General features: G+C 63.5%; 24 protein-coding genes and 1 pseudogene. 13 read left to right on the top strand and 12 right to left on the bottom strand.

Annotated elements, in window-relative coordinates:
• Nucleotides 1-9: 9 nt before the first annotated feature.
• Complete coding sequence (locus AC0L3O_RS03555) at nucleotides 10-501, top strand: F0F1 ATP synthase subunit B (RefSeq protein ID WP_473614824.1); 492 nt, start codon at nucleotides 10-12, stop codon at nucleotides 499-501.
• Between the two features lie 174 nt (nucleotides 502-675).
• Here the strand turns inward: AC0L3O_RS03555 and AC0L3O_RS03550 are convergent, their stop codons facing one another.
• Together AC0L3O_RS03550 and AC0L3O_RS03545 are read right to left on the bottom strand one after the other, a co-directional pair.
• Nucleotides 676-1,371: a ribonuclease HII gene (locus tag AC0L3O_RS03550; protein WP_128167708.1), complete on the bottom strand. Its 696-nt coding sequence runs from the start codon at nucleotides 1,369-1,371 to the stop codon at nucleotides 676-678.
• Between the two features lie 155 nt (nucleotides 1,372-1,526).
• On the bottom strand, nucleotides 1,527-2,681 hold the full coding sequence (locus tag AC0L3O_RS03545) for a PA0069 family radical SAM protein (protein ID WP_027152303.1): 1,155 nt from the start codon (nucleotides 2,679-2,681) through the stop codon (nucleotides 1,527-1,529).
• Between the two features lie 151 nt (nucleotides 2,682-2,832).
• On the opposite strand from AC0L3O_RS03545, the gene AC0L3O_RS03540 reads away from it, so the two are divergent.
• From AC0L3O_RS03540 to AC0L3O_RS03520, 5 genes are all read left to right on the top strand, one after another.
• The gene (locus AC0L3O_RS03540) at nucleotides 2,833-3,339 is read left to right on the top strand and encodes a glycosyltransferase (RefSeq protein WP_473614823.1); all 507 of its coding nucleotides are present in this window, start codon (nucleotides 2,833-2,835) and stop codon (nucleotides 3,337-3,339) included.
• 201 nt (nucleotides 3,340-3,540) lie between these two features.
• Nucleotides 3,541-3,834 (top strand): type II toxin-antitoxin system Phd/YefM family antitoxin, encoded by a 294-nt coding sequence (locus AC0L3O_RS03535; RefSeq protein WP_027152305.1) that lies wholly within the window; start codon nucleotides 3,541-3,543, stop codon nucleotides 3,832-3,834.
• Nucleotides 3,835-3,987: 153 nt separating this feature from the next.
• Complete coding sequence (locus AC0L3O_RS03530; RefSeq protein ID WP_473614822.1) at nucleotides 3,988-4,923, top strand: cyclase family protein; 936 nt, start codon at nucleotides 3,988-3,990, stop codon at nucleotides 4,921-4,923.
• 193 nt (nucleotides 4,924-5,116) lie between these two features.
• Nucleotides 5,117-5,944 (top strand): MBL fold metallo-hydrolase, encoded by an 828-nt coding sequence (locus AC0L3O_RS03525; protein WP_473614820.1) that lies wholly within the window; start codon nucleotides 5,117-5,119, stop codon nucleotides 5,942-5,944.
• A 258-nt stretch (nucleotides 5,945-6,202) separates the two neighbouring features.
• Complete coding sequence (locus AC0L3O_RS03520; RefSeq protein WP_128167704.1) at nucleotides 6,203-7,168, top strand: phytanoyl-CoA dioxygenase family protein; 966 nt, start codon at nucleotides 6,203-6,205, stop codon at nucleotides 7,166-7,168.
• Between the two features lie 46 nt (nucleotides 7,169-7,214).
• On the opposite strand, the gene moaB is transcribed toward AC0L3O_RS03520, so the two are convergent.
• From moaB to AC0L3O_RS03490, 6 genes are all read right to left on the bottom strand, one after another.
• The gene (moaB, locus tag AC0L3O_RS03515; protein ID WP_128172011.1) at nucleotides 7,215-7,772 is read right to left on the bottom strand and encodes a molybdenum cofactor biosynthesis protein B; all 558 of its coding nucleotides are present in this window, start codon (nucleotides 7,770-7,772) and stop codon (nucleotides 7,215-7,217) included.
• On the bottom strand, nucleotides 7,759-8,661 hold the full coding sequence (locus AC0L3O_RS03510; protein WP_473615009.1) for a 4-(cytidine 5'-diphospho)-2-C-methyl-D-erythritol kinase: 903 nt from the start codon (nucleotides 8,659-8,661) through the stop codon (nucleotides 7,759-7,761). The genes moaB and AC0L3O_RS03510 overlap by 14 nt, the downstream gene beginning before the upstream one ends.
• Before the next feature lie 25 nt (nucleotides 8,662-8,686).
• Nucleotides 8,687-8,872 (bottom strand): hypothetical protein, encoded by a 186-nt coding sequence (locus AC0L3O_RS03505; RefSeq protein WP_077381693.1) that lies wholly within the window; start codon nucleotides 8,870-8,872, stop codon nucleotides 8,687-8,689.
• Between the two features lie 80 nt (nucleotides 8,873-8,952).
• Nucleotides 8,953-9,819, bottom strand: a complete 867-nt coding sequence (locus tag AC0L3O_RS03500) for a S49 family peptidase (RefSeq protein ID WP_473614819.1) — start codon at nucleotides 9,817-9,819, stop codon at nucleotides 8,953-8,955.
• An 86-nt stretch (nucleotides 9,820-9,905) separates the two neighbouring features.
• Nucleotides 9,906-10,706 (bottom strand): tRNA1(Val) (adenine(37)-N6)-methyltransferase, encoded by an 801-nt coding sequence (locus AC0L3O_RS03495; protein WP_287236961.1) that lies wholly within the window; start codon nucleotides 10,704-10,706, stop codon nucleotides 9,906-9,908.
• Nucleotides 10,706-10,930 (bottom strand): putative signal transducing protein, encoded by a 225-nt coding sequence (locus tag AC0L3O_RS03490; RefSeq protein WP_023799382.1) that lies wholly within the window; start codon nucleotides 10,928-10,930, stop codon nucleotides 10,706-10,708. Before AC0L3O_RS03490 ends, AC0L3O_RS03495 begins: the two co-directional genes overlap by 1 nt.
• 163 nt (nucleotides 10,931-11,093) lie before the next feature.
• Here AC0L3O_RS03490 and AC0L3O_RS03485 point away from each other — a divergent pair, with 163 nt between their 5' ends.
• Nucleotides 11,094-12,110 carry a polyprenyl synthetase family protein gene (locus AC0L3O_RS03485; RefSeq protein ID WP_027152316.1) on the top strand — a complete coding sequence of 339 codons (1,017 nt, stop codon included), beginning with the start codon at nucleotides 11,094-11,096 and terminating at the stop codon, nucleotides 12,108-12,110.
• A 159-nt stretch (nucleotides 12,111-12,269) separates the two neighbouring features.
• Here AC0L3O_RS03485 and AC0L3O_RS03480 read toward each other — a convergent pair whose 3' ends face one another.
• A complete protein-coding gene (locus AC0L3O_RS03480; RefSeq protein WP_473614818.1) occupies nucleotides 12,270-13,370 on the bottom strand; it encodes a helix-turn-helix transcriptional regulator in 1,101 nt (366 codons plus the stop codon).
• A 331-nt stretch (nucleotides 13,371-13,701) separates the two neighbouring features.
• Here AC0L3O_RS03480 and AC0L3O_RS03475 point away from each other — a divergent pair, with 331 nt between their 5' ends.
• Nucleotides 13,702-15,477 carry a tetratricopeptide repeat protein gene (locus tag AC0L3O_RS03475; RefSeq protein ID WP_473615008.1) on the top strand — a complete coding sequence of 592 codons (1,776 nt, stop codon included), beginning with the start codon at nucleotides 13,702-13,704 and terminating at the stop codon, nucleotides 15,475-15,477.
• 449 nt (nucleotides 15,478-15,926) lie between these two features.
• Here the strand turns inward: AC0L3O_RS03475 and AC0L3O_RS03470 are convergent.
• Nucleotides 15,927-17,309 (bottom strand): annotated as a pseudogene (locus tag AC0L3O_RS03470) (patatin-like phospholipase family protein); the annotation flags it as partial.
• 343 nt (nucleotides 17,310-17,652) lie between these two features.
• Here AC0L3O_RS03470 and AC0L3O_RS03465 point away from each other — a divergent pair.
• The gene (locus tag AC0L3O_RS03465; protein ID WP_473614816.1) at nucleotides 17,653-18,696 is read left to right on the top strand and encodes a glycine--tRNA ligase subunit alpha; all 1,044 of its coding nucleotides are present in this window, start codon (nucleotides 17,653-17,655) and stop codon (nucleotides 18,694-18,696) included.
• Nucleotides 18,697-19,083: 387 nt separating this feature from the next.
• A complete protein-coding gene (gene glyS, locus AC0L3O_RS03460; protein WP_473614815.1) occupies nucleotides 19,084-21,429 on the top strand; it encodes a glycine--tRNA ligase subunit beta in 2,346 nt (781 codons plus the stop codon).
• A gap of 41 nt (nucleotides 21,430-21,470) precedes the next feature.
• Here glyS and AC0L3O_RS03455 read toward each other — a convergent pair whose 3' ends face one another.
• Nucleotides 21,471-21,929 carry a hypothetical protein gene (locus AC0L3O_RS03455; protein ID WP_473533896.1) on the bottom strand — a complete coding sequence of 153 codons (459 nt, stop codon included), beginning with the start codon at nucleotides 21,927-21,929 and terminating at the stop codon, nucleotides 21,471-21,473.
• A 175-nt stretch (nucleotides 21,930-22,104) separates the two neighbouring features.
• Between AC0L3O_RS03455 and AC0L3O_RS03450 the strand changes: the two genes are divergently transcribed.
• From AC0L3O_RS03450 to AC0L3O_RS03440, 3 genes are all read left to right on the top strand, one after another.
• Nucleotides 22,105-23,067 carry an L-threonylcarbamoyladenylate synthase gene (locus AC0L3O_RS03450; protein WP_287061508.1) on the top strand — a complete coding sequence of 321 codons (963 nt, stop codon included), beginning with the start codon at nucleotides 22,105-22,107 and terminating at the stop codon, nucleotides 23,065-23,067.
• A gap of 19 nt (nucleotides 23,068-23,086) precedes the next feature.
• Nucleotides 23,087-24,517, top strand: a complete 1,431-nt coding sequence (locus AC0L3O_RS03445; protein ID WP_473533895.1) for an FAD-binding oxidoreductase — start codon at nucleotides 23,087-23,089, stop codon at nucleotides 24,515-24,517.
• Between the two features lie 184 nt (nucleotides 24,518-24,701).
• Nucleotides 24,702-25,271, top strand: coding sequence for a DUF6101 family protein (locus tag AC0L3O_RS03440; RefSeq protein WP_287178869.1), 570 nt, complete (start codon nucleotides 24,702-24,704; stop codon nucleotides 25,269-25,271).
• Between the two features lie 167 nt (nucleotides 25,272-25,438).
• Here the strand turns inward: AC0L3O_RS03440 and ubiA are convergent, their stop codons facing one another.
• Nucleotides 25,439-26,422, bottom strand: coding sequence for a 4-hydroxybenzoate octaprenyltransferase (gene ubiA / locus AC0L3O_RS03435; RefSeq protein ID WP_031254983.1), 984 nt, complete (start codon nucleotides 26,420-26,422; stop codon nucleotides 25,439-25,441).
• Between the last annotated feature and the right edge of the window lie 18 nt (nucleotides 26,423-26,440).

The following is a 26,440-nucleotide window of genomic DNA, read 5'->3' as shown; positions in this document are numbered from 1 at the left end:
GAGCGCATCATGGACGCCACATCACTCGCGACGCTTTGGGCCGCCGTTGCCCTCGTCATTTTTCTGGGCCTTGCCGTCTACGTCAAGGTGCCTAAGCTGATCGCCAAGGCGCTCGACGCCCGCGCCGACAAGATCAGCAACGAGCTTGAAGAAGCGCGTCGGCTACGCGAGGAGGCCCAGCAACTGCTCGGCCAATACCAGCGCAAGCGCAAGGAAGCCGAGCAGGAGGCCGCCGACATCGTCGCCGCCGCCAAGCGCGAGGCCGACATGCTGGCTGCCGAGGCGCACAAGAAGACCGAGGACTATGTCACCCGGCGCACCGCGCTTGCCGAACAGAAGATCGGTCAGGCGGAGCGCGAGGCGATCGGCGAAGTGCGCGCCAGTGCCGTCGATATCGCCGTCGAAGCCGCCCGCACGCTGCTCGCCGCCAAGATTGACGCCAAGGCGGGCGCCGACCTGTTCCAGGCCTCGCTTCAGGACGTCAAGTCCAGGCTGAATTAAGGAGAGAATCTCCCCCCGTTGAGGGGGAGATGTCGCCGAAGGCGACAGAGGGGGTCGCCTCGGCGTCGCGGCGCCCTATCGGATAATATGTCGAATGAAAGAGGGGCGCGGCGCTTCACGCGCGGCTACCCCCTCTGGCCTCCCGGCCATCTCCCCCTCAGGGGGAGAAAGCGGTCAATCCAGACCCGAAAAACTCTCTTCGTCGAGCACTTCGGTTCCGCCAAGCCGGAACGGTGCGAAGGACGCGCGGTGCAGCCGCGCCACCGGTCCATGCACCTCGATCGCCGTGCGGTGGCGGACCGTGGCGTAGCCCATATGGAGCTCGAAACCGTAATCCGCGTGATGACTGCCGCAGCCGCACATCATGCGGTCGCGCATCACCTTGGCGACGATCGAGGCCGCGGCGATCGACTGCGAGCGCTGGTCGCCCTTGATCAGCGCTCTGCCTTCGCATGGCAGTCCGGGCGGCACGTCGCGACCGTCGGCCAGGGCCAGCTTTGGCTGCACCGAGAGCCCGACCAAGGCGCGGCGCATCGCCTCGAGGCTGGCCTTGAGAATATTGCTGCCATCGATGCCTTCCGCGCTGACCGAGGCCATCGACACGGCAAGAGCGGAGCCGAGGATTTTCAGGAACAGCGCCTCGCGCTGCAGGTGGCTGAGGCGCTTGGAATCGTCGAGACCGTCGGGAATGTTGGCGGGATCGAGGACTACCGCTGCCGCGACGACCGGCCCGGCCAGTGGGCCGCGCCCGGCCTCGTCCATTCCCGCCACCGGCCACAGGCCTTCGGCCATCGCCTTCGTCTCGAAGGAGAAATCGGGTCTCTCAACGATTTCGAAGAGAAGCGGAGAATCAGAACGCGCGCGAGCCATGTTGCGGCGAGGTTCGCATCGGCTCCGATTCTCCGCAAGCCCCTCCGGGTCGGGTGAGGCACCGGACCCGGAGGGCACCGTCTGCAAGCCCGGGGACAGGACAGGCCGGACGGGATGTTTTCATCTGCCGCCGGCGTCGGCGGCAGACGATGTCTTCAAAGCAGCATCAGTTGCTCGGTTGCCTTGGCTGCGGCGACGAACTGGTCGGTCCTGAGCGACCGCCGCTCGGCGTTGAGGCCAAGCCGTTTGGCGGCAATCTCGAAGCGCCGGCCGATCTGCCAGGCATAGGGGCCGGAGCCTTTCATGCGCTTGCCCCATTCCGAATCGTAATCCTTGCCGTCGCGCATCGAGCGGATCAGCGACATGACGTGACGGTAGCGGTCCGGATAATGACGCAGCAGCCAATCCTTGAAGATCGGCGCGACCTCCAGCGGCAGGCGCAGCAGGACGTAGCCGGCCTCGCGCGCTCCTGCCGCACGTGCCGAATCGAGGATTCGTTCCATCTCCTGATCGGTCAGGCCGGGGATGATCGGAGCGACCATGACCGAGGCCGGAATGCCGGCATCCGAAAGCTGCCTGATCGCCTCCAGCCGCTTGGTCGGCGTCGACGCGCGCGGCTCCATCGTTCTGGCCAGCATACGGTCGAGCGTCGTCACCGACAGCGCCACCTTGGCCAGCCCGCGTTCGGCCATGCGCGACAGAATGTCGATGTCGCGCGTCACCAGCGCGGATTTGGTGACGATGCCGACCGGGTGGCCACGCGCCTCCAGCACTTCGAGGATCTCGCGCATGATCCGGTACTGCTTCTCGATCGGCTGATAGGGATCGGTGTTGGTGCCGATGGCAATGGTGCGCGGCTGGTAGCCGTCCTTCGACAATTCCTTGTCGAGCAGCCGCGCCGCATCCGGCTTGGCGAACAGCTTCGATTCGAAATCCAGTCCCGGCGACAGGCCCATGAAGCTGTGCGTCGGCCGCGCGAAGCAATAGACGCAGCCATGTTCGCAGCCGCGATACGGATTGATCGAGCGGTCGAAGGAAATGTCGGGCGATTCGTTGCGGGTGACGATGGTGCGCGGCTTCTCGACCTGCACCTCGGTCTTGAACGGCGGCAGCTCCTCAAGCGAATTCCAGCCATCGTCGAACACATGCCGGCTGACCGGCTCGAACCGGCCGGACGGGTTGATGCCGGCGGACCGGCCGCGATTGCGCTCCGGACGGATACGGACGCCACTCTGCTCGATCATTGCATTGGCCATCTCGGCTCTTCCAGCCCCGAAGGCAGCAATGTCGGCACGCACGATCTGTTCCATTTTCGCCCTCTCCCAGGGACTGTCGGCTGGCTGTCGAATCGCTCTGTTCATGAAAATAATCCTATTTTATCCGTTGGAACAAAGCAAGAACATTTTTATGGAGCGACGCAAAAACTGGCGCTGTGCCCGGCTTTCCGCTATTCGGCTAACGATGCTCAGCGTTCTCATCCAGACCCTGAATGACGAGGAAAGACTTGCCCGCACGCTCGCCTCGCTGATCGGCGGCGCGGTCGAGGGCGTGGTGCGCGACGTTATCGTCTGCGACACCGGCTCGACCGACCAGACGCACCGCGTTGCCGAACATGCCGGCTGCCTTTATGTGGCGGGCGGCGGCATCGCTGCCGGCATCAGGCAGGCCAAGGGCGACTGGCTGCTGCTGCTGGAGCCGGGCGCGCGGTTGGGCGAGGGCTGGATCGACGAGGTCGTCGCCCACACCGCCAGGCAAACCATGCCGGCGCGATTCTCGCGGGCCCGCGGCAGCCGCGTCCCGTTCCTGTCGCGGGTGTTTTCGGGAAACCGGGCACTGGCCGAAGGGCTGGTGATCAGCAAGCGTCAGGCCGCGGCTCTATCGAAAAACGCCCGCAGCGCCGAGGCCATCGCCCGCGGCCTTGCGACCAAGAGGCTCGACGCCGAAATCTGGGTCGCGCCGGTGAAGTGACGGTCGTCTCTTTGCCGGCCAGCGGGCGAGGGAAGGTCGCGTCCTTTGCTGCGGTAGTTCTCCGCCGAGGTCGTCTTCTACGAGACCGCAGTTTCTCCGGGGTTAGGCGGGATGATGTGACGCGTGGATCGGGTTGCCGACCTCTGTGTATTGCGTAAAGCCCGTAAAGCCCGTATATTCCGGAACAAAGGGGCCTCGCCGATGACCACCACCGTCACCGCCGCCGCCGTCTCGAAAAACTTCGGCGCCTATCAAGATGCCGCGGTCCGCGATCCGGTCATCATCACCAAGAACGGCCGCCCGCGCACCGTGTTGCTGGCTTACGAAGATTTTGTCCGGCTGTCGAAGCGCGATCGGCGGGTCGAGTTGACAGCAGAACTCAGCGCGGACGAAATCGCCGCGGTCGAAGCCTCCGAAATGGATCCGGGTCTCGACCATCTCAATGAGGAACTCAACGGGACAAAAAGCCTGACAGCAAAAAATGCTGCCGGCTGAAATCAAAGTCGGCCACGTCTTTCGTTATTCTTATCTCTGGCATTGGCAACACCGCGAGGGGCCGCATTGGCGCGACACTCCTGGGAGGAATGCACATGCTTGTCGTCCTGCGGGAAACTCGCGATACTCGGCGACATTTCGGGGAGATCGCAGATGAATGTATCCAAATTCGTTCGTATCGCCTTGTTGGCAGCCGCTTGCTCAGTGCCGACGATCGCGGTGGCGCAGGAGTTGTCGCTTTGGTCGGTTTATGAGAACACGCTCAAATCGGCCAAGTACATCGATCTGACTCATGCCTTCGAGCCGGTGCAGCCGGTATGGCCGGGCTTCGCCAACGCCAGGTTCAAGCCGGCTGTCGCCGGGAAGGACATCGAGGGCTACGTCAAGGCCGGCGAAGAGTTCACTTACGACAAGCACGGGTTTGTCGCGACTGCCTACGAGTTGGCGACGGACCAATATGGCACGCAGCTCGATCCGCCCTCCCACTGGAACCCGCTCGGCGCAACGATCAGCGACCTGCCGGCCACCTATGCCGTGCGGCCGCTCGTCGTCATCGACATCAGCGGCAAGGTGCGGACTGACGAAGGCTATCACCTCCAGGTCGCCGATATCGAGGAGTGGGAAAAGCAGCACGGCCGCATTCCGGAAGGTTCAGTCGTCTTCGTGCGTTCGGATTGGTACAAGAAATGGTCCGATGCCGCCCGCTTCAACCAAAAACCGTTTCCAGGCGTCAGTTTGGACGCACTGAAATTCCTGCATCTGGAGCGGAAGATCCTGTTCCATGGTCATGAGCCGCTCGACACCGACACCACGCCCAATCTCGAAGGCGAACACTGGCTGCTTCACAACGATTTCACGCAGGCAGAAGGCGTCGCAAATCTCGACAAGGTGCCAGAGGCCGGTGCGTTGGTCACAATCGGCTTCGCCAAGCCGCTCGGCGGGTCAGGCGGATATGCGCGTTACATCGCTATTGCACCCGCCGACTGGACCGAGGGCGTCTCGGTCACCGAAACGCCTGGTGCGCCGCTTTCCCGGCAAACCGCGCCGCTCAATCGCGACGAGAACGGCGTCTTCCGCCCGACGCCCTGATCGTAGACGATATCGTCGGGGCGGCAGGGCCGTGGCGCGTCCCATTCCACGCGATTTGTGGCGCAAGTCGGGACAAAAGGTTCAGACGACCAGCCCCTCCGGCGCTCGCGAAAACGTGACTGTCCCGATGATAGCCATCGCAATTGCTGGCGCTATCGTGGCATGTGCGCCAATCCTGCCACGGGAGACAGCCTTGCTCCGCCTATCCGCCGCCGTTCTGCTGACTGTGGCTTTCTGGCCGTTCGCCGCTTCGGCCCGGGACGAGCCGCCGCCGTCGAGATGCGTTGCGATCGCTGAAGCGCTGCCGTCGGCCACCTATGCCAGCTTCACGGCGCCAAAGGCGCAGCCGTCACGGCTGGCCCAGACTTTCGTCGACGGTGACGTTACGATCACCTATGCCGGCCATTCGACCTACGTTATCGAGACACCCGCCGGCGTCAGGATCGCCACTGACTTTTCTGGCGTCTATGGCGCTGACCCGCTGCCGCGCGTCGTGACTATGAACAAGGCCCACCGCACCCACTATTCGGACCATGTCGATCCCGGTATCGAATATGTGCTGCGCGGCTGGAATCCGGACGGCGGTCCGGCGCGCCACGCCCTTGTCGTCGACGATGTCTATATCCGCAACGTGCCGACGGATATCCGCAATGGCGGCGATCTCGGCAAGGACGGCAATTCCATCTTCATTTTCGAAGTGGCTGGACTCTGCATCGGCCATCTCGGCCATCTGCACCACCGGCTGGAGGATGCGCATTACGGCGCCATCGGCCGGCTCGATATCCTTATGGTGCCTATCGACGGCGGCATGACGCTGTCGCTCGACCGGATGACTGAAATCACCGCGCGGCTCTATTCCTCGATGATCCTGCCGATGCATCGCCATTCGACCCCGATCAGCGAATTCACAGGTAGTATGGGCGACGATTTCGCGGTGGAATTCTTCTCCGGCCGGTCGCTGACGGTCTCACTGAAGACCCTGCCCGACCGGCCGACGATCATCATCCTCGACGGGGTTTGACCGCTTCGTCGCGGCCTTCTCCGCTGTGCGCGGCCTCACTACTCCACCTCGCTCAAATCACGCGCTGTCGCGAACTCAACGAGCGTTAATGCTCCGTCAAGCTTGCCAGAAGGATTCCGGGCGATCCTTTTATTGTGCATTGCACAAAGCCTGACCGGGGATTACCGTTCCCGTGATGCGGGCGGACGGGTTTGGGTAACGCCTGAGCGTTGAGCGGCCGACGTTTCGTCGGCGCCGCCCTCACAGCTGAGGATCCTTATGACCCCTGACAAATCCGGTGCTGCAAGCCTCGAGTCGATCGCTCGAAACGGCAGCCTGCTGCGCCGCATTGCCGTGCGGATTCCGACCTATCTGTCGGACCTTCGCGAGAACCCGGCATGGCTGCCGATGTTCATGCTGGCGCGTACCATGCCGGCGCGGCGGTTACATTGGCGTGGCGCAAAACCGGTTCGACCGGCACAAGAAGTCCAGGAAACGGTGTTCACTGGCATCGACCGTGATGCGGTGGTCGGCGCGCTCCGCTCGGACGGGCTCTTTTCCGGACTTGCGCTGCCGCAGTCGATTCACGAGGAGATCGCCAGCTTCGCGCAGCGCACGCCTTGCTTCGGTAATTTCGACCGTCGGCTGGAGTTCCTGCCGGCAAAGCACGCAGAGGCCGAGAAGCGCTTCGGCCGTCCCTTGCTCAGCGGCCACTTTTTCGAGCGGATCCTCGACTGTAACGCTGCGCTTACCGTGCAGCGCGATCCGCTGCTTCTCGACATCGCCGCCCATTATCTCGGCAGCCAGGCGAAGCTGATCACCACGCGCGTCTGGTGGAGCTTTCCGACGAGCTCCGCCTCCGACGCCGAGAAGAACCTGGCGTCGCTTGGCAAGTACCACTTCGATCTCGACGATTGGCGGATGCTGAAATTCTTCTTCTATCTCAATCCGGTCGATGCCGAGACTGGCCCCCATGTCTATGTCCGCGGCAGCCACAACCGCCGCACCCTCAAGCACCAGTTGACGCTCCTCGTCGGCCATCCCGCGGAAGAGGTTCTGAATGTCTACGGCGCGCAGAGTCCGATTACGCTGACCGGCGAGGCGGGATCGGGCTTCGTCGAGGATCCCTTCGGCTTCCACATGGGCACCGTGCCGACGCGCAAGCCGCGGCTGATGATGGAAGTCGGCTTCGGCGTATCGCCGCCCTCGCGCCGGCGATTCCACGGCGAGCCGGTTATTCGGTGATTTTCGGCGCTGGTTCTGGTCCCGAACAGCCTTTTGAGAACCTGGTCTAACTTGTCTTGGTGCCGCCGCGCCGCAGATGTTCGTCCAGGCGCGGCATGATCTCGACGAAGTTGCAGGGCATGTGCCGGTAGTCGAGCTGCGGCTTCAAAATGCCGTCCCAGGCGTCCTTGCAGGCGCCAGGCGAACCCGGCAGCACGAAGACGAAGGTCGCGTTGACGACGCCGCCAGTCGCCCGGCTCTGGATCGTCGAAGTGCCGATCTTGTCGTAGGAAATGCGGTGGAACACTTCGGAAAAGCCGTCCATGCGTTTTTCGAAGATCGGCTCCAGCGCCTCCGGCGTTACGTCGCGGCCGGTAAAACCGGTGCCGCCGGTGGTGATGACGACATCGATCGCTTCGTCCCGCGACCAGTTCTGAACCTTGTCACGGATTTTCTCGCGGTCGTCGGTGACGATGTCGCGGCCGGCGAGAATATGGCCGGCCTCGACGATGCGGTCGGCCAGCACCTGGCCGGATTTGTCGTCGGCAGGGCTGCGCGTATCGGAAACGGTCAGCACCGCGATGCGCACGGGAATGAAGGAACGGCTTTCGTCAATCCTGGCCATATGCGTCAGGCTCCGATGTCATGCTTCGCGTCGCGGCGACGAACCAGTCGGGATGGCGGCTGCGGATTTCGACGGCGGCGCGCTTGGCGACATTGCCGGTCTCGAACAGCCCAAAACAGGTCGCACCGGAACCGGACATTCGCGCGAACCCCGCTCCGGCCTTGTTGAGCACCGAAAGCGCCTTGCCGATGGCAGGTTGGATCGCCCGTGCCGCAGGCTCGAGATCGTTGCGGGTGATCTCCAGCCAATTGCTGATGCTGTGGAAGTCGAGGCTGCGCGGCAGCGGCGGCAGTCCCTCATTGTCGCGATCGGAAAGCGCGTTGAACACCTCGGCCGTGGCGATGGTGGTGCCGGGATTGACGAGAACCAGCCCGAGCGCGGGAAAGCCCGGCACGGCCGACAATTCGTCACCGACGCCGCGCGCGATCAGCGGCTTTGCCATAAGGCACATGGGAACGTCGGCGCCCAGCGAGAGGCCGACCCGCGCCAGGTCGGCGTCGTCGAGGTCCAGCCTCCATATCTCAACCAGCCCGCGCAGCGCCGTTCCGGCGTCGCTCGACCCGCCGCCGACGCCGGATGCGACCGGCAGGTTCTTTTCGAGCCTGATTGCGACCGGCGGCGTATACCGCGCACCAGCCTGTTTTCGCAGCGCATCGCGCGCTTTCACGACCAGATTGCTGTCGTCGAGCGGGACTGCGGAGGCATATCGGCCCGACACGAAAAACCCGTCGCTGTCGGCGAGCTCGATGTCAACCCGGTCGCCGAAGCGCGTGAACACCGCCAGGCTCTCGATCGTGTGATAGCCGTCGGCGCGCCTGCCGGTGACATGCAGCGCGAGATTTATCTTGGCATGCGCATGCAATGCCCGGACCCTATTGCCGGAAGCCACAGTGTCAGTCACGAGGGGGATGATGTCAGTCCTTGGCCAGGCGGTATTCGCCGGTCTTCGGGTCCCTGACCAGCGTGCCCATTGTGCCGTTGGTAGCCTGCTTTTCGGTGCGCCGAATCTTGGCCGTCACCCGCTCGGCTTCCCTGACGAAGGAGCGATAGCCGAAATAGGCGAGCAGGCCGACTGCGATAAAGAAAATGATCTGTGGCATGTCAAACTCCTCCCTCGCAAGGCCGACTGCGGCGCCCGTCGGGCCGATCAAGCTTTAAGTTAAACGCTTTCGCCGGTTTTTCAAAGCCCGAAGCGCGCCCATAGTGCGCGCTCTTCCGCCGCATCGATCACGCCGCTTGCGGCAGCAGCGGCGATCTCGGGCGCCGAAAAGCCGCCTCTGCTTGAGCCGAACCAGCCGAAGCGGCCGAACAGGCCGCGCGGCGCCGTGATCAGCTTGAGCTGGGTTTTTGGCCCGAAACGGGCCCTCAGCACGCTGCGCATATCGCCGAGCGCATCGACAAGGCCGAGTTCCAGTCCCTTCTTGCCTGTCCAGAACAGTCCGGTGAACAGGTCCGGGTCGTCCTTGAGCTTGGCCCCGCGCCGGTCCTTGACGAGGTCGATGAAGGTCTCGTGGACCTCGAGCTGCAGCGCCTTCAGCCGCTCGATATCTTCCTTCTTCTCTGGCTTGAACGGATCGAGCACCGCCTTGTTCTGGCCGGCCGTATGGACGCGGCGCTCGACGCCGATCTTCTTCAACAGCTCGGGAAAGCCGAACGAGGCCGACACCACGCCGATCGAACCGACGATAGACGACGGATCGGCAATGATCTCGTCGCCCGCGACCGCGATCATGTAGCCGCCCGACGCCGCCACGTCCTCGACGAACACCAGGACTTTTTTGTTCTTCTCGCTCGCCAGGTCGCGGATGCGTCTGAAGATCAGCCGCGACTGCACCGGCGAGCCGCCCGGCGAATTGATCGAAATGGCGACCGCGGGCGCGTCGAAGGAAAACGCCTTCTCAATAGGGCCAGCGGTAGATGCCAGCGACAGGCTCGGCCGGAACGGGCCGCCGCCGGGCATGATGGTGCCGTGCAGCCGGATGACGGGAATGGTGACGACGTCGGAGCGCCAGGATTTCGGCAGCAGGCGGTTCAGGAAGCGTTTCACGGGGTCTCCGGTCAAAATTGGCTTGAAGGCATGTAGGGATTCGCCGGCCAACGGCAATGCCGCGACGCCCGGCCGGCCAAAAAGGCTCAGTCGCCGAACAGCGAAGCCATCCCGTTGTTGATCATCTCGGTCCGTTCCGTGGGGCCGTCACCAGATTGCGCGTGCAGCATCAGCGGCGGGCGGATCGACAGTTTTCCGCGTGCGCCGAGGATTGCCCTGACGACGATGCGGATCGCCGCTACCTCGGGGCGGGGGTGGACGGCCAGCATCTCGGCGTCGCCGAAGCGGCCCGATATCGCATCGAGGATAGCGCCGAGCTGATCGGGCCTGGCAATCACGGCAAGACCGCCGCGCGGCCTGACCACGGCAGCCGCGCTTCGGATCCAGCTGTCGAACAGCCCGTCCTCCATCACATGCGCCGCCTTCCTGAGCGGGTCGGGCGTGGCGCGATCCTCGGCGGCGTTGAAGGGTGGGTTCATGATGACGAAATCGAAGGAATTGTCGGCAAGCCCAGTGGCGGCTCGTGCCTGGCCCGACAGCGCGACGTCGGCGGCGAGCACCGAGGCGCGGTCGTTGAGATGCGCATTACCGGGGTGGGCAAGCGTCGTTGCGGCGAAGGCCGCCATTTCCGGAGACCGTTCGATGAGCACGGCCTCGGCATCAGGACAGCGCGACAGCACGGCCAGGCCTGCGGCGCCAGCACCCGCGCCGAAATCGGCAAGGCGCCCGGCGAAGGAGGACGGCACGGCAGCCGCCAGCATCATGGCGTCCATGCCGGCGCGATGGCCTGCCTGTTTCGGCTGCACCAGCCAGAACCGCCCGCGATGGAAAGCATCGACGGTATGGGCCGGCGTGTCCTGGACAAGAGTGGCGCGCGCCGCGGACATTACTTCTGGCGCATCTCGTTGGCGATGCCGGCATCCGTCAGGATACGCCGCGCCGCATCGGCCTGGTCGGCTTCGACCATGATGCGCCTGGGCAAGATGCCGATCGAACCGTCGAGCACGCTCATGTTCTGGTCGGCGACGAAACAGCCGATGCCGGCATCGCGCATCAGCGATTCGACAAAGGAGATGATCACGGCGTCGTTGGTGCGGATAAGCTCTATCATAGGACGAAACTCGCAGGTTGCAGCGTCTATGTAAACGTGGGTGGCTTCCGTCGCCACCTCGACCGCGCCAAATCGCCTCTTGCCGTGCCTGTGGGTAGCGCCCTAGAGTCTGCTGCGGTATCGGGGTGCCGTCGTGCGCGTGACATTAAGACGGGAGTTTGTCGTGGGTGTCGTTCTCAACATCGAAAACGGGAAGCGGGAAGCCGCCTCCATTAAGGATCTCATCGACCTGACTTCGGCCGATATGGGGCGCGTCAACAAATTGATCCTGTCGAAGGCCGGTTCCGACGTCGAGATGATCCCGGAGATTGCCAACCACCTGATCTCTTCGGGTGGCAAGCGGCTGAGGCCGATGCTGACGCTCGCCTCAGCCCAGATGTTCGGCTATTCCGGCGAGGGCCATGTCAAGCTCGCCACATCAGTCGAGTTCATGCACACCGCCACGCTCCTCCACGACGATGTCGTCGACGAGAGCGGCATGCGGCGCGGCAAGAAGACCGCCCGCATGATCTGGGGCAACCAGGCGAGCGTGCTGGTCGGCGATTTCCTGCTTGGCCAGGCGTTTCGCATGATGGTCGATGTCGGTTCGCTGGAAGCGCTCGACATCCTGTCCAGCGCCGCCTCGATCATCGCCGAGGGCGAGGTGATGCAGCTCGCCGCCGCCAAGAACCTCGAAACCACGGAGGATGAGCATTTCGCGGTGATCAAGGCCAAGACCGCTGCCCTGTTCTCGGCCGCCGCCGAGGTCGGTCCGGTCATCGCCCAGGCGACGCGAAACGATCGCGCGGCGCTGCGCTCCTATGGCATGAATCTCGGCCTTGCCTTCCAGCTGATCGACGATGCGCTGGATTATGGCGGCACCAGCACGGATCTGGGCAAGAATGTCGGCGACGACTTTCGCGAAGGCAAGGTGACGCTGCCGGTGATCCTCGCCTACCGGCGCGGCACCAAGGCCGAACGCAGCTTCTGGAAGCGCGCCATCGAGGACAATGTCACCGATGACGCCGGGCTGGAAAAGGCAATCGGGTTGATGACCCGCCACGGCGCTATCGCCGACACCATCGGGCGCGCCGGCCATTTCGGCGAGATCGCCCGCGACGCGCTGGCGCCGCTCGAAGCAACGCCGCAGAAATCGGCGCTGCTCGACGTCATCGATTTCTGCATCAGCCGGGTGAACTGAGAGATATCGCCGACATTTGGCCGGCACCGCGCCGGCCCGCCATTTTGGTCTTCCCCGATGAACCATTGCGGCGGTGAAATCATGCACGTTCTGCAGCAGCATGGTTAGCAAGCAGGGCAGGGCTTCGTGACGGTCAGCGCGCCCGGCAAACTGTCGAGGTCATGAAAATGACCACGCGCTCTTCAGCAGCGCCACGAGCTCGCTCTGACGGCTGGTTTCGGTTTTCCGGAAGATTCGCTCGAGATAGGTGCGGGCCGATTTGACGGCGATGCCGATTTCCATGGCCGCCTCCTGCACCGAATGGCCGGAGGCCAGCTCGACGGCGAGCCGGGCTTCCGCCGGCGTCAGGTCGAACAGGCCTGAAAGCACATTGGGCGACGGAACAGTGGCGCCGGTACCGACCGTGGTTGCGACAACCAATACATCTGCACCCGAAAAAATATCGTGTGCGGCGCGGCGCAGCGGCAACAGCTGAATGACCAGCGCGGGCCGCCCTTTGATGGCCGCAACCGGGATGGACCGCACGACGCGGTTATCCCGGTTCTGCGCGATGGCCTGCTGGAAAAACGCGTTTGTAGTTTGATCGGCAATCGCCATGCCACCATGGGCTGTGGGAAGGAAGACGTCCGCCATGCCTTCGAAAAGCGGATTGGCCGTCAGCACACGGCCCGATCCACTCATGATTGCGGCCGGCAGCCCGATTTCCCGGAGAATGGACACGGCGGTCCTGGCCCGTTCCAGACCCAGGCGCCCGGCGACGAGGCCGGCCCGTGCGAGGTGCGGACGCAGTCCGTTCAACAGATCGATTGCGGCCTGGTCATAACTCCCGTCCTTCAGCCAGCGCTGGAAGACAAAAAAGACAAGCTCGCCGCCAGGCATGGGGATGGCCGTGCATAGATGCGGCCCGATGCCAAACGCGGTGGCACTTTTGCGAACGGGATCGCGCTCGATCTCCTCGCAGGTGATGAAATTATCGACCCGCACAAAGCTTGCTGGCTGCGCGGCGCACAAGCGCTTCACGCCCTCGGAAAACCGCCAAGTGTCTCCCTTCATGAACTCATCGAGCAAGGGCTGGAGATGCGTTTCGGTGATGGCGCGGACCGGCGAATGATCGCTGACTACAAAGATCGCGTCGTTTGCCGAGCGGGAGATCGCGCTTGCCGCCGCCAATACCTCCGGCCACAGCTCGGCCGCGAACGCCGCTTCGTAGATTCGATCGACAATGGCGAAGGCCTGCTGGTCCTGCGGCATTTCCAGCATCGGCATCTTCCTGGGCGAAGCAATGGCATCCATCTGCACGATTCCACGCGTCATTCCGTTGCGGAAACTATCGACGCCCGCCGCTTACGGATCGCTTACGGCATCGCGGCGCCGGTGCTGCAGCAGGACAGGCCGGCAGCGCGTCAGGCCGGCAAAGCGCGGTCGACGGTCGCAATTTGGCGCCTTTCCGCGTTGTTTTTGATAGCATTACCCGATTGTGAATTCGGGCCGGGTTGAAGCCTCACCCCAAAAAGGCCATGCTTAACGTGGAAAAGATCGAGTCAACGGCGATCCCGCTGACGCGGGTATGGCTTCGACTGAAAGGGATATGATGCGGCAAGGATGTGCGCGCTGGCTGACAGGGCTGGCAATTGTGACGGGCATGGCGGTCTCCGGTCTGCCCGCCCTGGCCAAAGAGACCACCGAGCCAGTCAATATCACGTCGTTCTCGGGGGCCTATCTTGCCGCGCGGGTCGCCGAAGGCGACAATGATCTCGACAGCGCCATCGCCTACTACAAGCAGGCGCTCGCCTTCGCTCCCGGTGACACCTCGTTGCAGCAAAGCCTGATGCTGTCGCTGATCGCGCAGGGGCGCTTCGAAGAATCCCTGGTCTATGCCGACAAGCTCAAGGCGGTTCCCGACGTCGAGCGGTTCTCGCGCCTGGCGCTGGCCGTCGGCTCCTTTCACAAGAAGGACTTTTCCAAGGCCGAATACTGGCTCAAGCTTTCGCTCGAATCCGATCTCGACCGGCTGATCTCCGGCGTCATGACCGGCTGGGCCAAGCAGGGCGCCGGCGACCCCGGCGAGGCCATGGCCTCGATCGAAAAGCTGCAGGGCCCGGACTGGTTCGGCCTGTTCAAATCCTTCCATCGCGGGCTTATCGCCGATGCCTCGGGCCTGCCCGAAAAGGCGGATGCGATCTACGCCGCCACCTTGCAGGACACCGCGACCGGCGCCGCCGCGCCCGAAACCTGGATGCGCAACGCGCAGGCCTATGCCTCGTTCCTTGCCCGCAAGGGTGACAAGGACAAGGCGCTGTCCGTGCTCGATCAGGCCGAGGCATTTGCACCCGGCAAGGTCGAGATATCGGCGCTTCGCGACAGGATCGCCAAGGGCGAGAAGATCGAACCCTTCGTTGCCGGCCCGTCCGACGGCGCCTCGGAAATTCTGCTCGATCTCGCCACCGCGCTCAATCGCGGCGGCGGTGAGCCGTTCGTCCGCCTCTATTTGCAATACGCCCTGGCACTAAGGCCCGACAGCGACGCGGCCCTCGTCCAACTCGCCGCCGTCTCCGAGCAGTTGAAGGACGGCGAGGGCGCCATCGCCTTCTATCGCCGCATCCCGGCCGGTTCGCCGCTGAAGACCCTGTCGGAACTGCAGCTCGGCCTCAACCTTGCAGATCTCGACCGCTATGACGAGGCCATCGCCCATCTGAAGGCCCTCGTCGAAGCGCGACCCGACGACATGCGCGCCTATCAGGCGCTCGGTGGCGTCTATGCCTCGAAGGAGGATTTCCGCTCCGCGGCCGGTCTCTATGACAAGGCGGTGGCGATGCTGAAGGCCCCGACCCGCGCCGATTGGAACATTTTCTACCAGCGCGGCATCGCCTATGAGCGACTGAAGGAGTGGCCGAAGGCCGAGCCGAATTTCCGCAAGGCGCTGGAATTGTTCCCCGACCAGCCGCAGGTTCTGAACTATCTTGGCTATTCCTGGGTGGACATGAACACGAACCTCGAGGAAGGCCTTCAGATGATCCAGAAGGCCGTCGAGCTCAGGCCGAGCGACGGCTACATCGTCGATTCGCTGGGCTGGGCCTATTTCCGCCTTGGCCGATTCGACGATGCGGTGCGCGAATTGGAACGTGCCGTTTCGTTGAAGCCTGAAGATCCGGTGCTCAACGATCACCTTGGCGATGCCTATTGGCGCGTCGGCCGCAAATTGGAAGCCACCTTCCAATGGAACCAGGCTCGCGACCTCAAGCCGGATCCCGGCGTGCTCGCCGCCTTGCAGCAGAAACTGCTGAAGGGCCTGCCGCCGATTGAATCCAACACGGCGCAGGAAACCCCGAAGGTCAAGCCCGAACCGACGGCTGCGCCAAAGGGCTGAATACTTCTGAATTCGATTATGCGGGGCTCGTCGCCGCTGTCGCTAAGGGTCTGGACCATAAGACATGCTAATCGAGCGCGGTGCCGAGCACCGCTCGGAGCCCTGAGTCGTTCTGTTCCTCGATCCATCGGGTCGTACGGTCGTAGGCATCCGAAAACAACTCGGAATGCCGACTCCAATCCATGAAGCTGATCGTGTTGGAAACCTCCGGACAGATCAGGATATCCTCTTCGCCGACGGCAATGTCCAGCATGCTCGAGGCAATGACCTGAAGCATGCTGGGAACCCGAGGCAAGCGGACACGACCGAAAGGGTTCAGCAAGGCCCAATGCCAGTTCGGAAGCTCCGGGGATGCGGTCATAGTCTATGTCGTATTTCTGCGGTGCACTCGACCCGAAGGTAACGATGACATTGGGTCCGGTCTTGAGCTCCTTCATCTGCTCCAGCGGCAAATTGTTCATGATAGCGCCGTCCACCAGCATATCGCCGTCATCCGTAAAGAACGGCGGCAGGACGCCCGGGATGGAGCCGGACGCCCGAACGGCGTGCCAGAGCTTTCCACGACGGTGGACATGGGGCTGACGGCTGCTCAGATTGGTCGAAAGCGCAAAGAACGGAAGCCAAAGATCCTCGATCAGAACGTCGCCGTATTCCAGCCGAAGGGCCCGATCAAACGCTTTGTGATCCAGAAGCGCGAAATGCGGCAAGGTGGGACGGCGAAACGCCCGGCTCTTGATAAATATGTTGTGGGTGCCTCGGTCGATCTGGTCGGCATCCAAGCCTCTTGCGAAGCCGGCCATCATCGCCGCGCCGGAACTTGTCCCGCCGAGATAGTCGAAGCAAGCGCCCGCCTCAACGAAAGCCTTGTAGACGCCCAAATGAGCGCTGCCGAGGGACCCACCCCCTGCCGCCACGAAGCCCAGTGCCTTGCCCGAAATAAATCGGACCAGGCGCTGGAAATCAGACGCGTCGTCCAGCGCAACATGATGATGCTGGTCAACATAGGGTCGCTCATCGAGCCATGCAGAGGTACCGGAGACCTCAGCCGAGCGAGTGTCGTGAATTAGGACAAGCCGACTGGTCGATGGCGGATGGACCGATAGCGTCAGTTCCTCAGACGGGTTCAGGCGAGGCGAGCAGGACGCGTTGGCCAGCAACAGGACGGTATCGGCCTGGCGAATGCAGACTTGGGTCCATTTATTAGGTTCCTCATCGGCAACATAGACGATGAATTGGGCTTCCGCCTCCAGTTCGTTCAACCAGTTAAGGATCGGCTGGTCGTCGATCGGAAGACCTGGGAACTTCGCTTGGATGTCAAGCCGGGAAACGAACCGAGCGCGCGTGGCCGCGCCGAACGCTTGCCGCAGGTGCTGGATGAACACCGGTGAGATGCGACTTCCGCCGGCTGCAATGATCGCAAGCGTTCGGATCTTGGCAGGTTGCTTGAGACGCGACGAACTCGGAGATTGGATGGCAAACCGGCGCGCCAGAAATACCGTGACCGCCTCCCTCAGGCTCGGCAATGTCTCGGCCGCCTTCTCGAAATGATTGCGACCGATTTCAAGGACGATCGAATCGCGCGCTGCAAGGACAGTGGCCATGCGGGGTAGTCCCGCGAAGAAACCGATTTCACCGATGAGTTCACCCTGTGCGATCTCGGCGACCGAGCCAGTCGAATCTCCTTTGTGTACCGTAAAGCGTCCAGACAGCACGATGAAAAACCTGTCCGACGCATCGCCTTCGCGAACCAGAACCTCACCGCGTCTCAGGACCCGACGGTCCGATTCGGCAGCTAAAGCCTCGAGCGCCAACAACGACGCCCGATCGAACATCAATGTTGCCGACAATAAACTCGCTGCAAGAGAATCGACGGAGGACATCTGAGCCATCCCTCGGGAATTCATGACTTTTGTCTCCTCGAGGGTGCTGGACGCCCTGCCGGATGATACCACACATGAGAGCCGCCGACGGCTGAGGCGCGGGACTGATCGCTGGGCGCTCTCATCTCTGGCTCCCAGGAAGGGCCACGATCAGGCCGCCACGTCCCTGCCGTTTCGCCGTATGTCACGCGTTAACTCACCCGATTGCCCTGGCTGCGGCCGGCCCCTTGCCTTGACGCTTGCCGGTGGGCGCTCTAGGGAGGGCCGCATCCCCGTCTTTCCCGTCGAGGCCGCCGTGACAGTTGATATCCCAGCCCATATGCATCCCAGCCGCTCGTTCCAGGGGCTGATCCTGACTTTGCATAACTACTGGGCGGACTATGGCTGCGTCGTTCTCCAGCCCTATGACATGGAAGTCGGTGCCGGCACGTTCCACCCGGCGACGACCTTGCGCGCGCTGGGGCCAAAGCGCTGGAACGTGGCCTATGTGCAGCCTTCGCGCCGGCCCAAGGACGGGCGCTACGGCGAGAACCCGAACCGGCTGCAGCACTATTACCAGTACCAGGTGATTCTGAAGCCGAACCCGCCCAACCTGCAGGAACTGTATCTCGGCTCGCTGGCGGCGATCGGCGTCGATCCGCTTCTGCATGACATCCGCTTCGTCGAGGACGACTGGGAAAGCCCGACGCTCGGCGCCTGGGGGCTGGGCTGGGAGTGCTGGTGCGACGGCATGGAAGTGTCGCAGTTCACCTATTTCCAGCAGGTCTGCGGCATCGAATGCGCGCCGGTGGCGGGCGAGCTCACCTACGGGCTGGAGCGGCTGGCCATGTATGTGCAGGGCGTCGACAATGTCTACGACCTCAACTTCAACGGCCGCGACGGCGCCGACAAGGTGACCTATGGCGCGGTCTTCCTGCAGGCCGAGCAGGAATATTCGCGGCACAATTTCGAATTCGCCAATACCGCGATGCTGCTTCGGCATTTCGAAGACGCCGAAGCCGAGTGCAAGGCGCTGCTCGATGCCGGCGCGCCCCTCTCCCCCCTCGAGGGGGAGATGCCCGCGGAGCGGGCAGAGGGGGTCGCCTCAGAAGGCACCGCAAGCAAGGTCCCAGCGACTCCTCCCGCGTCTGGCCACCCCCTCAAGGGGGAGGGGAACCACCGTCTGGTATTTCCCGCCTACGACCAGTGCATCAAGGCCAGCCACGTCTTCAACCTGCTCGACGCGCGCGGCGTGATTTCCGTCACCGAGCGGCAGAGCTACATCTTGCGGGTGCGCAATCTGGCGAAAGCCTGCGGCGAGGCGTTTTTGCTGACGCAGGCAGGTGGTCTGGCGGCTTAGCTCCAGAGGCTGTTTGCGATTTCGACTGATACGCTGATTGGCAATACGCCTTGGCCGCTGGAGCCAGCCATTGTCCGCAGCGCTTGTCTAACGCCAGGCATCGTGAACGTGCCATGAGCCTGCGCCGCAAAACAGGCGCTGAGCGCGAGGATCTGCAGGAATGTCGATGCCGTCTTCATAGTCGTTCAGCCAATAGTTCTCTGCCTGAGCGTTGGTCGCTTCAGCGCTGCGTTCGGTTCATGGAGATCTTTGACCCAAGGACGGACGACCCCGCTTCGACCCGACAGACAGCGGAATATTTTGGCAATCGTCCGTGGATGCGCCGATTGCATGGGACCAGCCGAGTTGCTATGCCGCCTGGACCATTTCGCCGCGTGAGCACAATTTATGCCCGACCTGCTTTTAGAACTTCGTTCGGAAGAGATTCCCGCGCGCATGCAGCGCAAGGCGGCGGGCGACCTGAAGAAGATGATGACGGACGGTCTGGTCGAGGCCGGGCTGACCTATGAGGCGGCGCGCGAATATTGGACGCCGCGCCGGCTGGCGCTCGACATTCGCGGCGTGACCGCGCGCTCGAAGGACATAAGCGAGGAGATCAAGGGACCCTCGACCAAGGCGCCCGAACAGGCGGTCCAAGGTTTTCTGCGCAAGGCCGGTCTTTCCTCGATCGCCGAGGCGCATGTCCACGCCGATCCGAAGAAGGGCGACTTCTATGTCGCCCATATTGCCAAGCCGGGCCGGGCGGCCGAGACGATAATCGCTGAACTGGTGCCGGGCATCATCCGCGACTTTCCATGGCCGAAATCGATGCGCTGGGGGCCGGCCTCGGCGAAACCGGGATCGTTGCGCTGGGTGCGGCCGCTGCAGTCCATCCTCTGCATCTTCGGCCCGGAGACCGAGGAGCCGGTGGTCGTCGATTTCGAGATCGACGGCATCCGCTCGGGAAACATCACCTACGGCCATCGTTTTCATGCGCCGGGCGCTATCGGCGTGCGCCGTTTTGACGACTATGCCGCCAAGCTGGAGGCGGCGAAGGTTGTGCTCGACGCCGACCGGCGCAAGCAGATCATCCTTGCCGACGCAAGGAATCTCGCTTTCGCCAACGGGCTCAACCTTGTCGAGGACCAGGGGCTGCTTGAGGAAGTGTCAGGCCTGGTCGAATGGCCGGTCGTGCTGATGGGCGAATTCGAGCAGGACTTTCTCGCCATTCCGGCCGAGGTGATCCGGCTGACGATCCGCGCCAACCAGAAGTGTTTTGTGACGCGGCCGCAGGGCGCCGGCGAGGAGCTTTCCAACCGCTTCGTCCTGACCGCCAACATCGAGGCCAGCGACGGCGGCAAGGAGATCGCCCACGGCAACGGCAAGGTGGTACGCGCCCGCCTTTCCGACGCGCTCTATTTCTGGAAGACCGACCAGGGCGATTTGCCCGACCTCGACCAGTTGCAGGCATCGGCGGAAAAGTTCGGGCTCGATCTCAAGAAGCCGCTCGACCAGCGCATGGCCCGCCTCGACCATCTCGGCGTCACCTTCCACGCCAAGCTCGGCACGCAGGGTGAGCGGGTGGAGCGGATCAAGAGGCTGGCCGAAGAACTGGCGCCGCTCGTAGCGAGCGCAATCTCCCCCCTTGAGGGGGAGATGGCCGGCAGGCCAGAGGGGGTAGTTGCGCGTGAAGCGCCGGCATTCTCTGTCCAAAATAGGGCGTCGCGCCAGGACGCGCCGACCCCCTCTGTCGCCTTCGGCGACATCTCCCCCTCGAGGGGGGAGATTACCGCGCTGGCACGTCGCGCTGCCGTCCTGGCCAAGGCCGACCTCACCACCGAGGTGGTCGGCGAATTCCCGGAATTGCAGGGAGCCATGGGCCGCAAATACGCGCTGCTGCAGGGCGAGCATCCCTCGGTCGCCGCCGCCGTCGAGGAGCACTATAAGCCGCAGGGCCCGTCCGACCGCGTGCCGACCGACCCGGTATCGGTGGCCTTAGCGCTCGCCGACAAGCTCGACATGCTGGTCGGGTTCTGGGCGATTGACGAAAAACCGACCGGGTCAAAGGACCCCTATGCTCTCCGCCGCGCGGCGCTGGGGGTGGTGAGGATTCTAGTCGAGAACAGTATCCGACTGGCGCTCATGCCCACCTTCGGAAGCGCCTATGAGTGGGCGAACTATCTCGACAAGAATGCGATTACAACGCTGGAAGGGAAGGCGGAGCAAATCTACCGTTCCGACCTCCTCGCTTTCTTCCATGACCGCCTGAAAGTTTATCTGCGCGACCAGGGCGCGCGGCATGATCTGATCGATGCGGTCATCACGCCGCGGTCCGACGATCTCCTGCAAATCGTTCGTCGCGTCCAAGCCCTAGGCTCTTTCCTCGACACCGAGGACGGCAAGAACCTGCTAGCCGGCACCAAGCGCGCGGCCAACATTTTGGCCGCCGAGGAGAAGAAGAAAACGACGATCGCCGAAAATGTTGAGCCGGTTCGATTCCGGGAAGAGGCCGAGAAATCGCTGTTTGCCGCGGTGAATCAGGCCGAGAAGGAAGCCGGCCAAGCGATTCACAACGAAGACTTTTCCGCCACCATGCTGGCGCTTAGCGCGTTGCGTGAACCGGTTGATTCATTCTTCGAACGCGTTCTTGTGAATGATGAGGACCAGGCCGTGCGCGCCAACCGCCTGGCGTTGCTGGCGCGCATCCGGGCAGCGACCGACCAGGTCGCGGATTTCTCGAAAATCGCCGGCTGAGGCTTGGCAATTTAGGCGAGCGTCGTCCTGGCTGCGAACGGCTATCTGGCCTGGTCGATCTCGGGGATGGGCGTTGGTTGCGGTGTTGCGGGCTCGGGCGGGCTGTTCGTTGCGGTATTTTTTTTGTCGGATTTCGTGGCCGCCGCAGGTGCTGCGGCAGCGGTTGTCGCGGCAGGTGCGGGGCTGGGCGCCGGTGTTGCGAAGGCGTCGCCGACGATGCCGCCGCGAATGATCATCGGGCTTTGCGTGAAATCATGCTTGGGCTTGGGCTGGCTCGGGATCGCAGAAACTTTTTCATAGGTGACATCGGGCACTGGTTCGCCGAGCGCCACGATCGATGGCGTCGAGGAGTTGCCAGCCACCTTCGCCGGTTCAGGCGCACCGAGGCTGACGACGGACGGGGTCGAGGATGGTGCAGCAGGAACAACGAAGGATGAAGCCTGTGCTGTGCCCGCCGCCAGAGTGAGGCCAAGCGCCCCCAGGATACGCACCCAGACCATGATAGCTCCCCTTGCCCAACAAGCCGGCACCATAGCGTCCGGGAATTGATGCGGGCTTGCCAGGAAAGCTGGCATTTTAGCTATTGGCAATTCGCTTCCGCCCGGACTTGCCCCGTGAACGTCACCGTATTACGCACCGACATCCGTAAGGTCCCGCTTCTGTAAGGTGATGAGAGTGGCTGAGATACTTGCCGCCGGCGAGGCGATGGAGCGGGCGCTGGCGCTGCTCGAAGGGGGCGATGTCGTCGCCATTCCGACCGAAACCGTCTACGGGCTGGCCGCCGATGCCACCAATGGTGTTGGCGTGGCGCGCATCTTCGAGGTCAAGGGCCGGCCGCGCTTCAATCCGCTGATAGCTCATGTCGCCGATCTGGCGATGGCCGATCGCATCGCGCTGTTCGATCCCGTGTCGAAAAGGCTGGCGCAGACATTCTGGCCGGGACCGCTGACGCTGGTGCTGCCGCAGCGGCCCGGCAACGGCATTCATCCGCTGGTCACCGCCGGGCTCGATACGGTCGCGCTGCGCATGCCGAAAGGCTTTGGCGGCCAACTGATCGCCAGGCTCGGACGCCCGCTTGCAGCGCCCAGCGCCAATTCCTCAGGCAGGATCAGCGCAACGACGGCCGAGGCCGTGGCCGCCGATCTCGGTCCAAAAATCAAGCTGGTGGTCGATGGCGGCGCGACGTCGGTCGGGGTCGAATCGACAATCGTGAAGATAGAGGGCGGAAAGCTGCGGCTGCTGCGGCCGGGCGGCATTGCCGCCGAAGAGATCGAAGCGACCGCCGGCATGAAGCTGCTGCGCGGCGCGGCGGGCATCGAGGCCCCGGGCATGCTCGCCTCGCATTACGCGCCGGGTGCTGCAGTGCGGATCAACGCCGCAAAAGTCGCAAAGGGCGAAGCCTTGCTGGCGTTCGGCCCGCGCCGCGCCGAAGGCTGGCAAGGCGCAGCCGCCTTGCGCAACCTGTCAGAGACCGGCGACCTGCGCGAGGCCGCGGCCAACCTCTTTGCCCATATGCAGGATCTCGATCGCAGCGGCGCCAAGACAATCGCCGTCGAGCCGATCCCCTCCGACGGGCTGGGCGAGGCGATCAACGACCGGCTTTCGCGTGCCGCCGCCCCTCGTGACAAGATCGACTGAGCACCATAGTTTCCCATCCATGAACGACATCTCAAGGGATATCGACCCCGCCCTCATCGACCGCTTTGCGGCAATCGTCGGCGACAAATATGCGCTTCGCGACCAGCAGGATATCGCGCCTTACCTCACGGAGAGGCGCGGTCTGTGGCATGGCCGGACGGCGCTGGTGCTGAGGCCCGGCAGTGTCGACGAGGTCAGCCGCATCATGCAGCTGGCAACCGAGACGGGAACGCCGGTCGTGCCGCAAAGCGGCAACACCGGGCTGGTCGGCGCGCAGGTGCCGGACACGTCCGGCCGCCAGATCGTGCTGTCGCTGTCGCGGCTGAACCGCATCCGCGAGATCGACGTCCTGTCCAACACGGTCACCGTCGAGGCCGGAGTCATCCTGCAGACGCTGCAGGAAGCGGCCGATGCCGCCGACCGGCTGTTTCCGCTGTCGCTTGCCGCGCAAGGCTCCTGCCAGATCGGCGGCAATCTCTCTTCCAATGCCGGCGGCACCGGCGTTCTCGCCTATGGCAATGCGCGTGAGCTGTGCCTCGGCGTCGAAGTGGTGCTGCCGACCGGCGAGGTGTTCGACGATCTGCGCAAGCTGAAGAAGGACAACACCGGTTACGATCTGAAGAACCTGTTCATCGGCGCAGAAGGCACGCTCGGCGTTATCACCGCCGCCGTGCTCAAGCTTTTCCCAAAGCCCAAGGGACGCGAAGTGGCCTTTGCCGGCCTGTCGTCACCTGAGGCGGCACTGTCCCTGTTCAGCCTGGCGATGGATCGCGCCGGTGCGGCGCTCACTGCTTTCGAACTGATCGGCCAGCGGCCCTACGATTTTACGCTGCTGCACGCGCCAGGCGTCGTGCGGCCGCTGTCCGGGGATTGGCCGTGGTATGTGCTGATGCAGATCTCTTCGGGTCGCTCGGCGCAGGATGCGAGGGCCCTGATCGAGGAGGTGCTCTCAGCCGGCCTCGAGCAAGAGATCGTCGGCGATGCCGTGATTGCGGCGAGCATCGCGCAGGGCGATGCCTTCTGGAATTTCCGCGAGCTGCTGCCCGAGGCGCAGAAGCCCGAAGGCGCCTCGATCAAGCACGACATCTCCGTGCCGGTGGCGGCCATCCCGCAATTCATCGAAAAGGCAGCCGGCGCCGTTCAATCGGTCAGCCCCGGTGCGCGCGAGGTGTGTTTCGGCCACATGGGCGACGGCAATCTCCACTACAACATCTCCCGGCCGATCGGCGGCGATGACGAAGCGTTTCTCCGGCTCTATCATGCCATGAACAAGGCCGTGCACGATGTCGTGCGCAGCCTTCACGGCTCGATCTCGGCCGAGCACGGCATCGGCCAGCTGAAGCGGGATGAATTGATCGCGACAGCGCCGCCGATGGCGATCGAACTGATGCGCAGGGTGAAGACGGCCTTCGACCCGGCCGGCATCATGAATCCCGGTAAGGTTATCTGATCCTTTCGCCGTCTTGTGAATGGTTGCATTCCGATAACCATCGCCTCGAGATCAGCAAAATTTAACCGACTTTCTTAAGCGCTGCGATAAGAAGCCCGCGCTAATGTTTCCCCACAACGAGGCTGGATAAACCGGCCCGGAGAACCGGAAGACCGGCTCTCAGGAGAGACAGGAAAGGCACGATATGAACACTGGGCTGAAGCCAGTCTGGGCTGGGCGCAATATGCGCCTCGACCCACTCCGCCTGCCGCAGGTGGTGAGCTACGCGACGCGCGACGACTACGGCGACGTTACCTTCACCATCGACCATCGTGGCGCCGTCATTCGCCGCGTGCTGGAGATGAGCGGCCTGCCGGCGTTCATCGCTCTGCCCGCCAATGCGTTTCGTGGCGTGGCAGCCCGCGCAATGGAGGACCCGGACGGCAATGTCACGGTGACGCTGGAGCTTCTGCACAATGATCCGATGCTGTCGGTGCCGCTGCTGGTGGCCGACGATCTCGAGGATGTCGCCGCCGATTGGCGCGCCTGGGCCGATGCCTACCGTCTGCCGATGCTTCTGATCGAATCCGACGGCATCGCCCGCACCCTGGAGGAATCGCTTGGCGTCGCCATCAAGACATTACCCGCGCAGGACCGTCGCAGGGGTCGGCTTTCGACCACGCGTCGCCCGCGCTTCCTCGCCCGCCGCAGGGCCGGCGCCCTCGGCCTCAGGCTGGTGATCGGCGGCCAGGAGATTATTTCGCGCGACGAATAGAGTGAGCTTTCCCTTCTCCCCTTGTGGGAGAAGGTGGCCACGAAGCGGCCGAATGAGGGGTGTTCCAGCTTGGGACCAACTGCATTCCGTCCAGCACACGCTCAACCGTCTTGTCGCTTCGCGACAATCCACCTTCTCCCACAAGAAGGGGAGAAGGGAAAAAGCCGCTAAACCAGCGGCTTCAGCGCCACCCACAACGCACCGCCGATCAGGCCGAGGAAGACCAGCCAGCCGACCTGGTTGTTCGACCTGAACAAAAGCATGCACTGGTCGGGATCGTCGATGTCGAGCACGGTGATCTGCCGCGCCATATGGGCGCCGGCCGCGACCAGCCCGGCCAGCGCCGGCACTGGCGCCTGCGCTGCCGCGAAGGCGATGGCGAAGCAGACCAGCGCTCCGCCATAAAACCCGACGAGCCAGGTCTTGGTGTTGTCGCCGAACAGGCGTGCGGTCGAGCGCACGCCGACGATGGCGTCGTCTTCCTTGTCCTGATGCGCATAGATCGTGTCGTAGCCGATCACCCACAGGATCGAGCCGATATAGAGCATGACGGCCGGGCCATCGAGATTGCCGAATTCGACCGCCCATCCCATCAGCGCACCCCAGGAAAAGGCAAGGCCGAGAACCAGTTGCGGCCAATTGGTGAATCGCTTCATGAACGGGTAGATGGCGACGACGGCGAGCGAGCAGATGCCGAGCAGGACGGCAAAGCTGTTGAACTGCAGAAGCACGGCGAGTCCAATCAGTGCCTGGATCACGAGAAACGCCCAGGCCTGCCGGCGCGTGACCTTTCCCGCCGGCAGCGGCCGCGAGCGCGTGCGTTCCACCTGGTTGTCGATGTCCTGGTCGACCAGGTCGTTGTAGGTGCAGCCGGCGCCGCGCATGGCGACGGCGCCGATCAGGAACAGCACGAGATACCATGGCGCCGGCAGCAGCGAGAGCAGGGGATCAGCAGGGCGTGGATGGGCACTCGCGGCAAGGGCTGCCGACCACCAGCACGGCCACAGCAGCAACTGCCAGCCGATCGGCCGGTCCCACCGGGCAAGCTGCGCATAGGGCCAAAGCCAGCGTGGCAGGATGCGGTAGACCCAGTGGCCGCTCGGCGCATCGGCGACGCGGCCCTGGGCTGCTTTCGACTGGATGGGTTCCATCGTGCTGAAGTGGCAGCA

Source organism: Mesorhizobium sp. WSM4810 (assembly GCF_055811235.1).
Note: the sequence above shows the minus strand (reverse complement) of the source record. Positions and strands in the feature narration are given on the sequence as shown.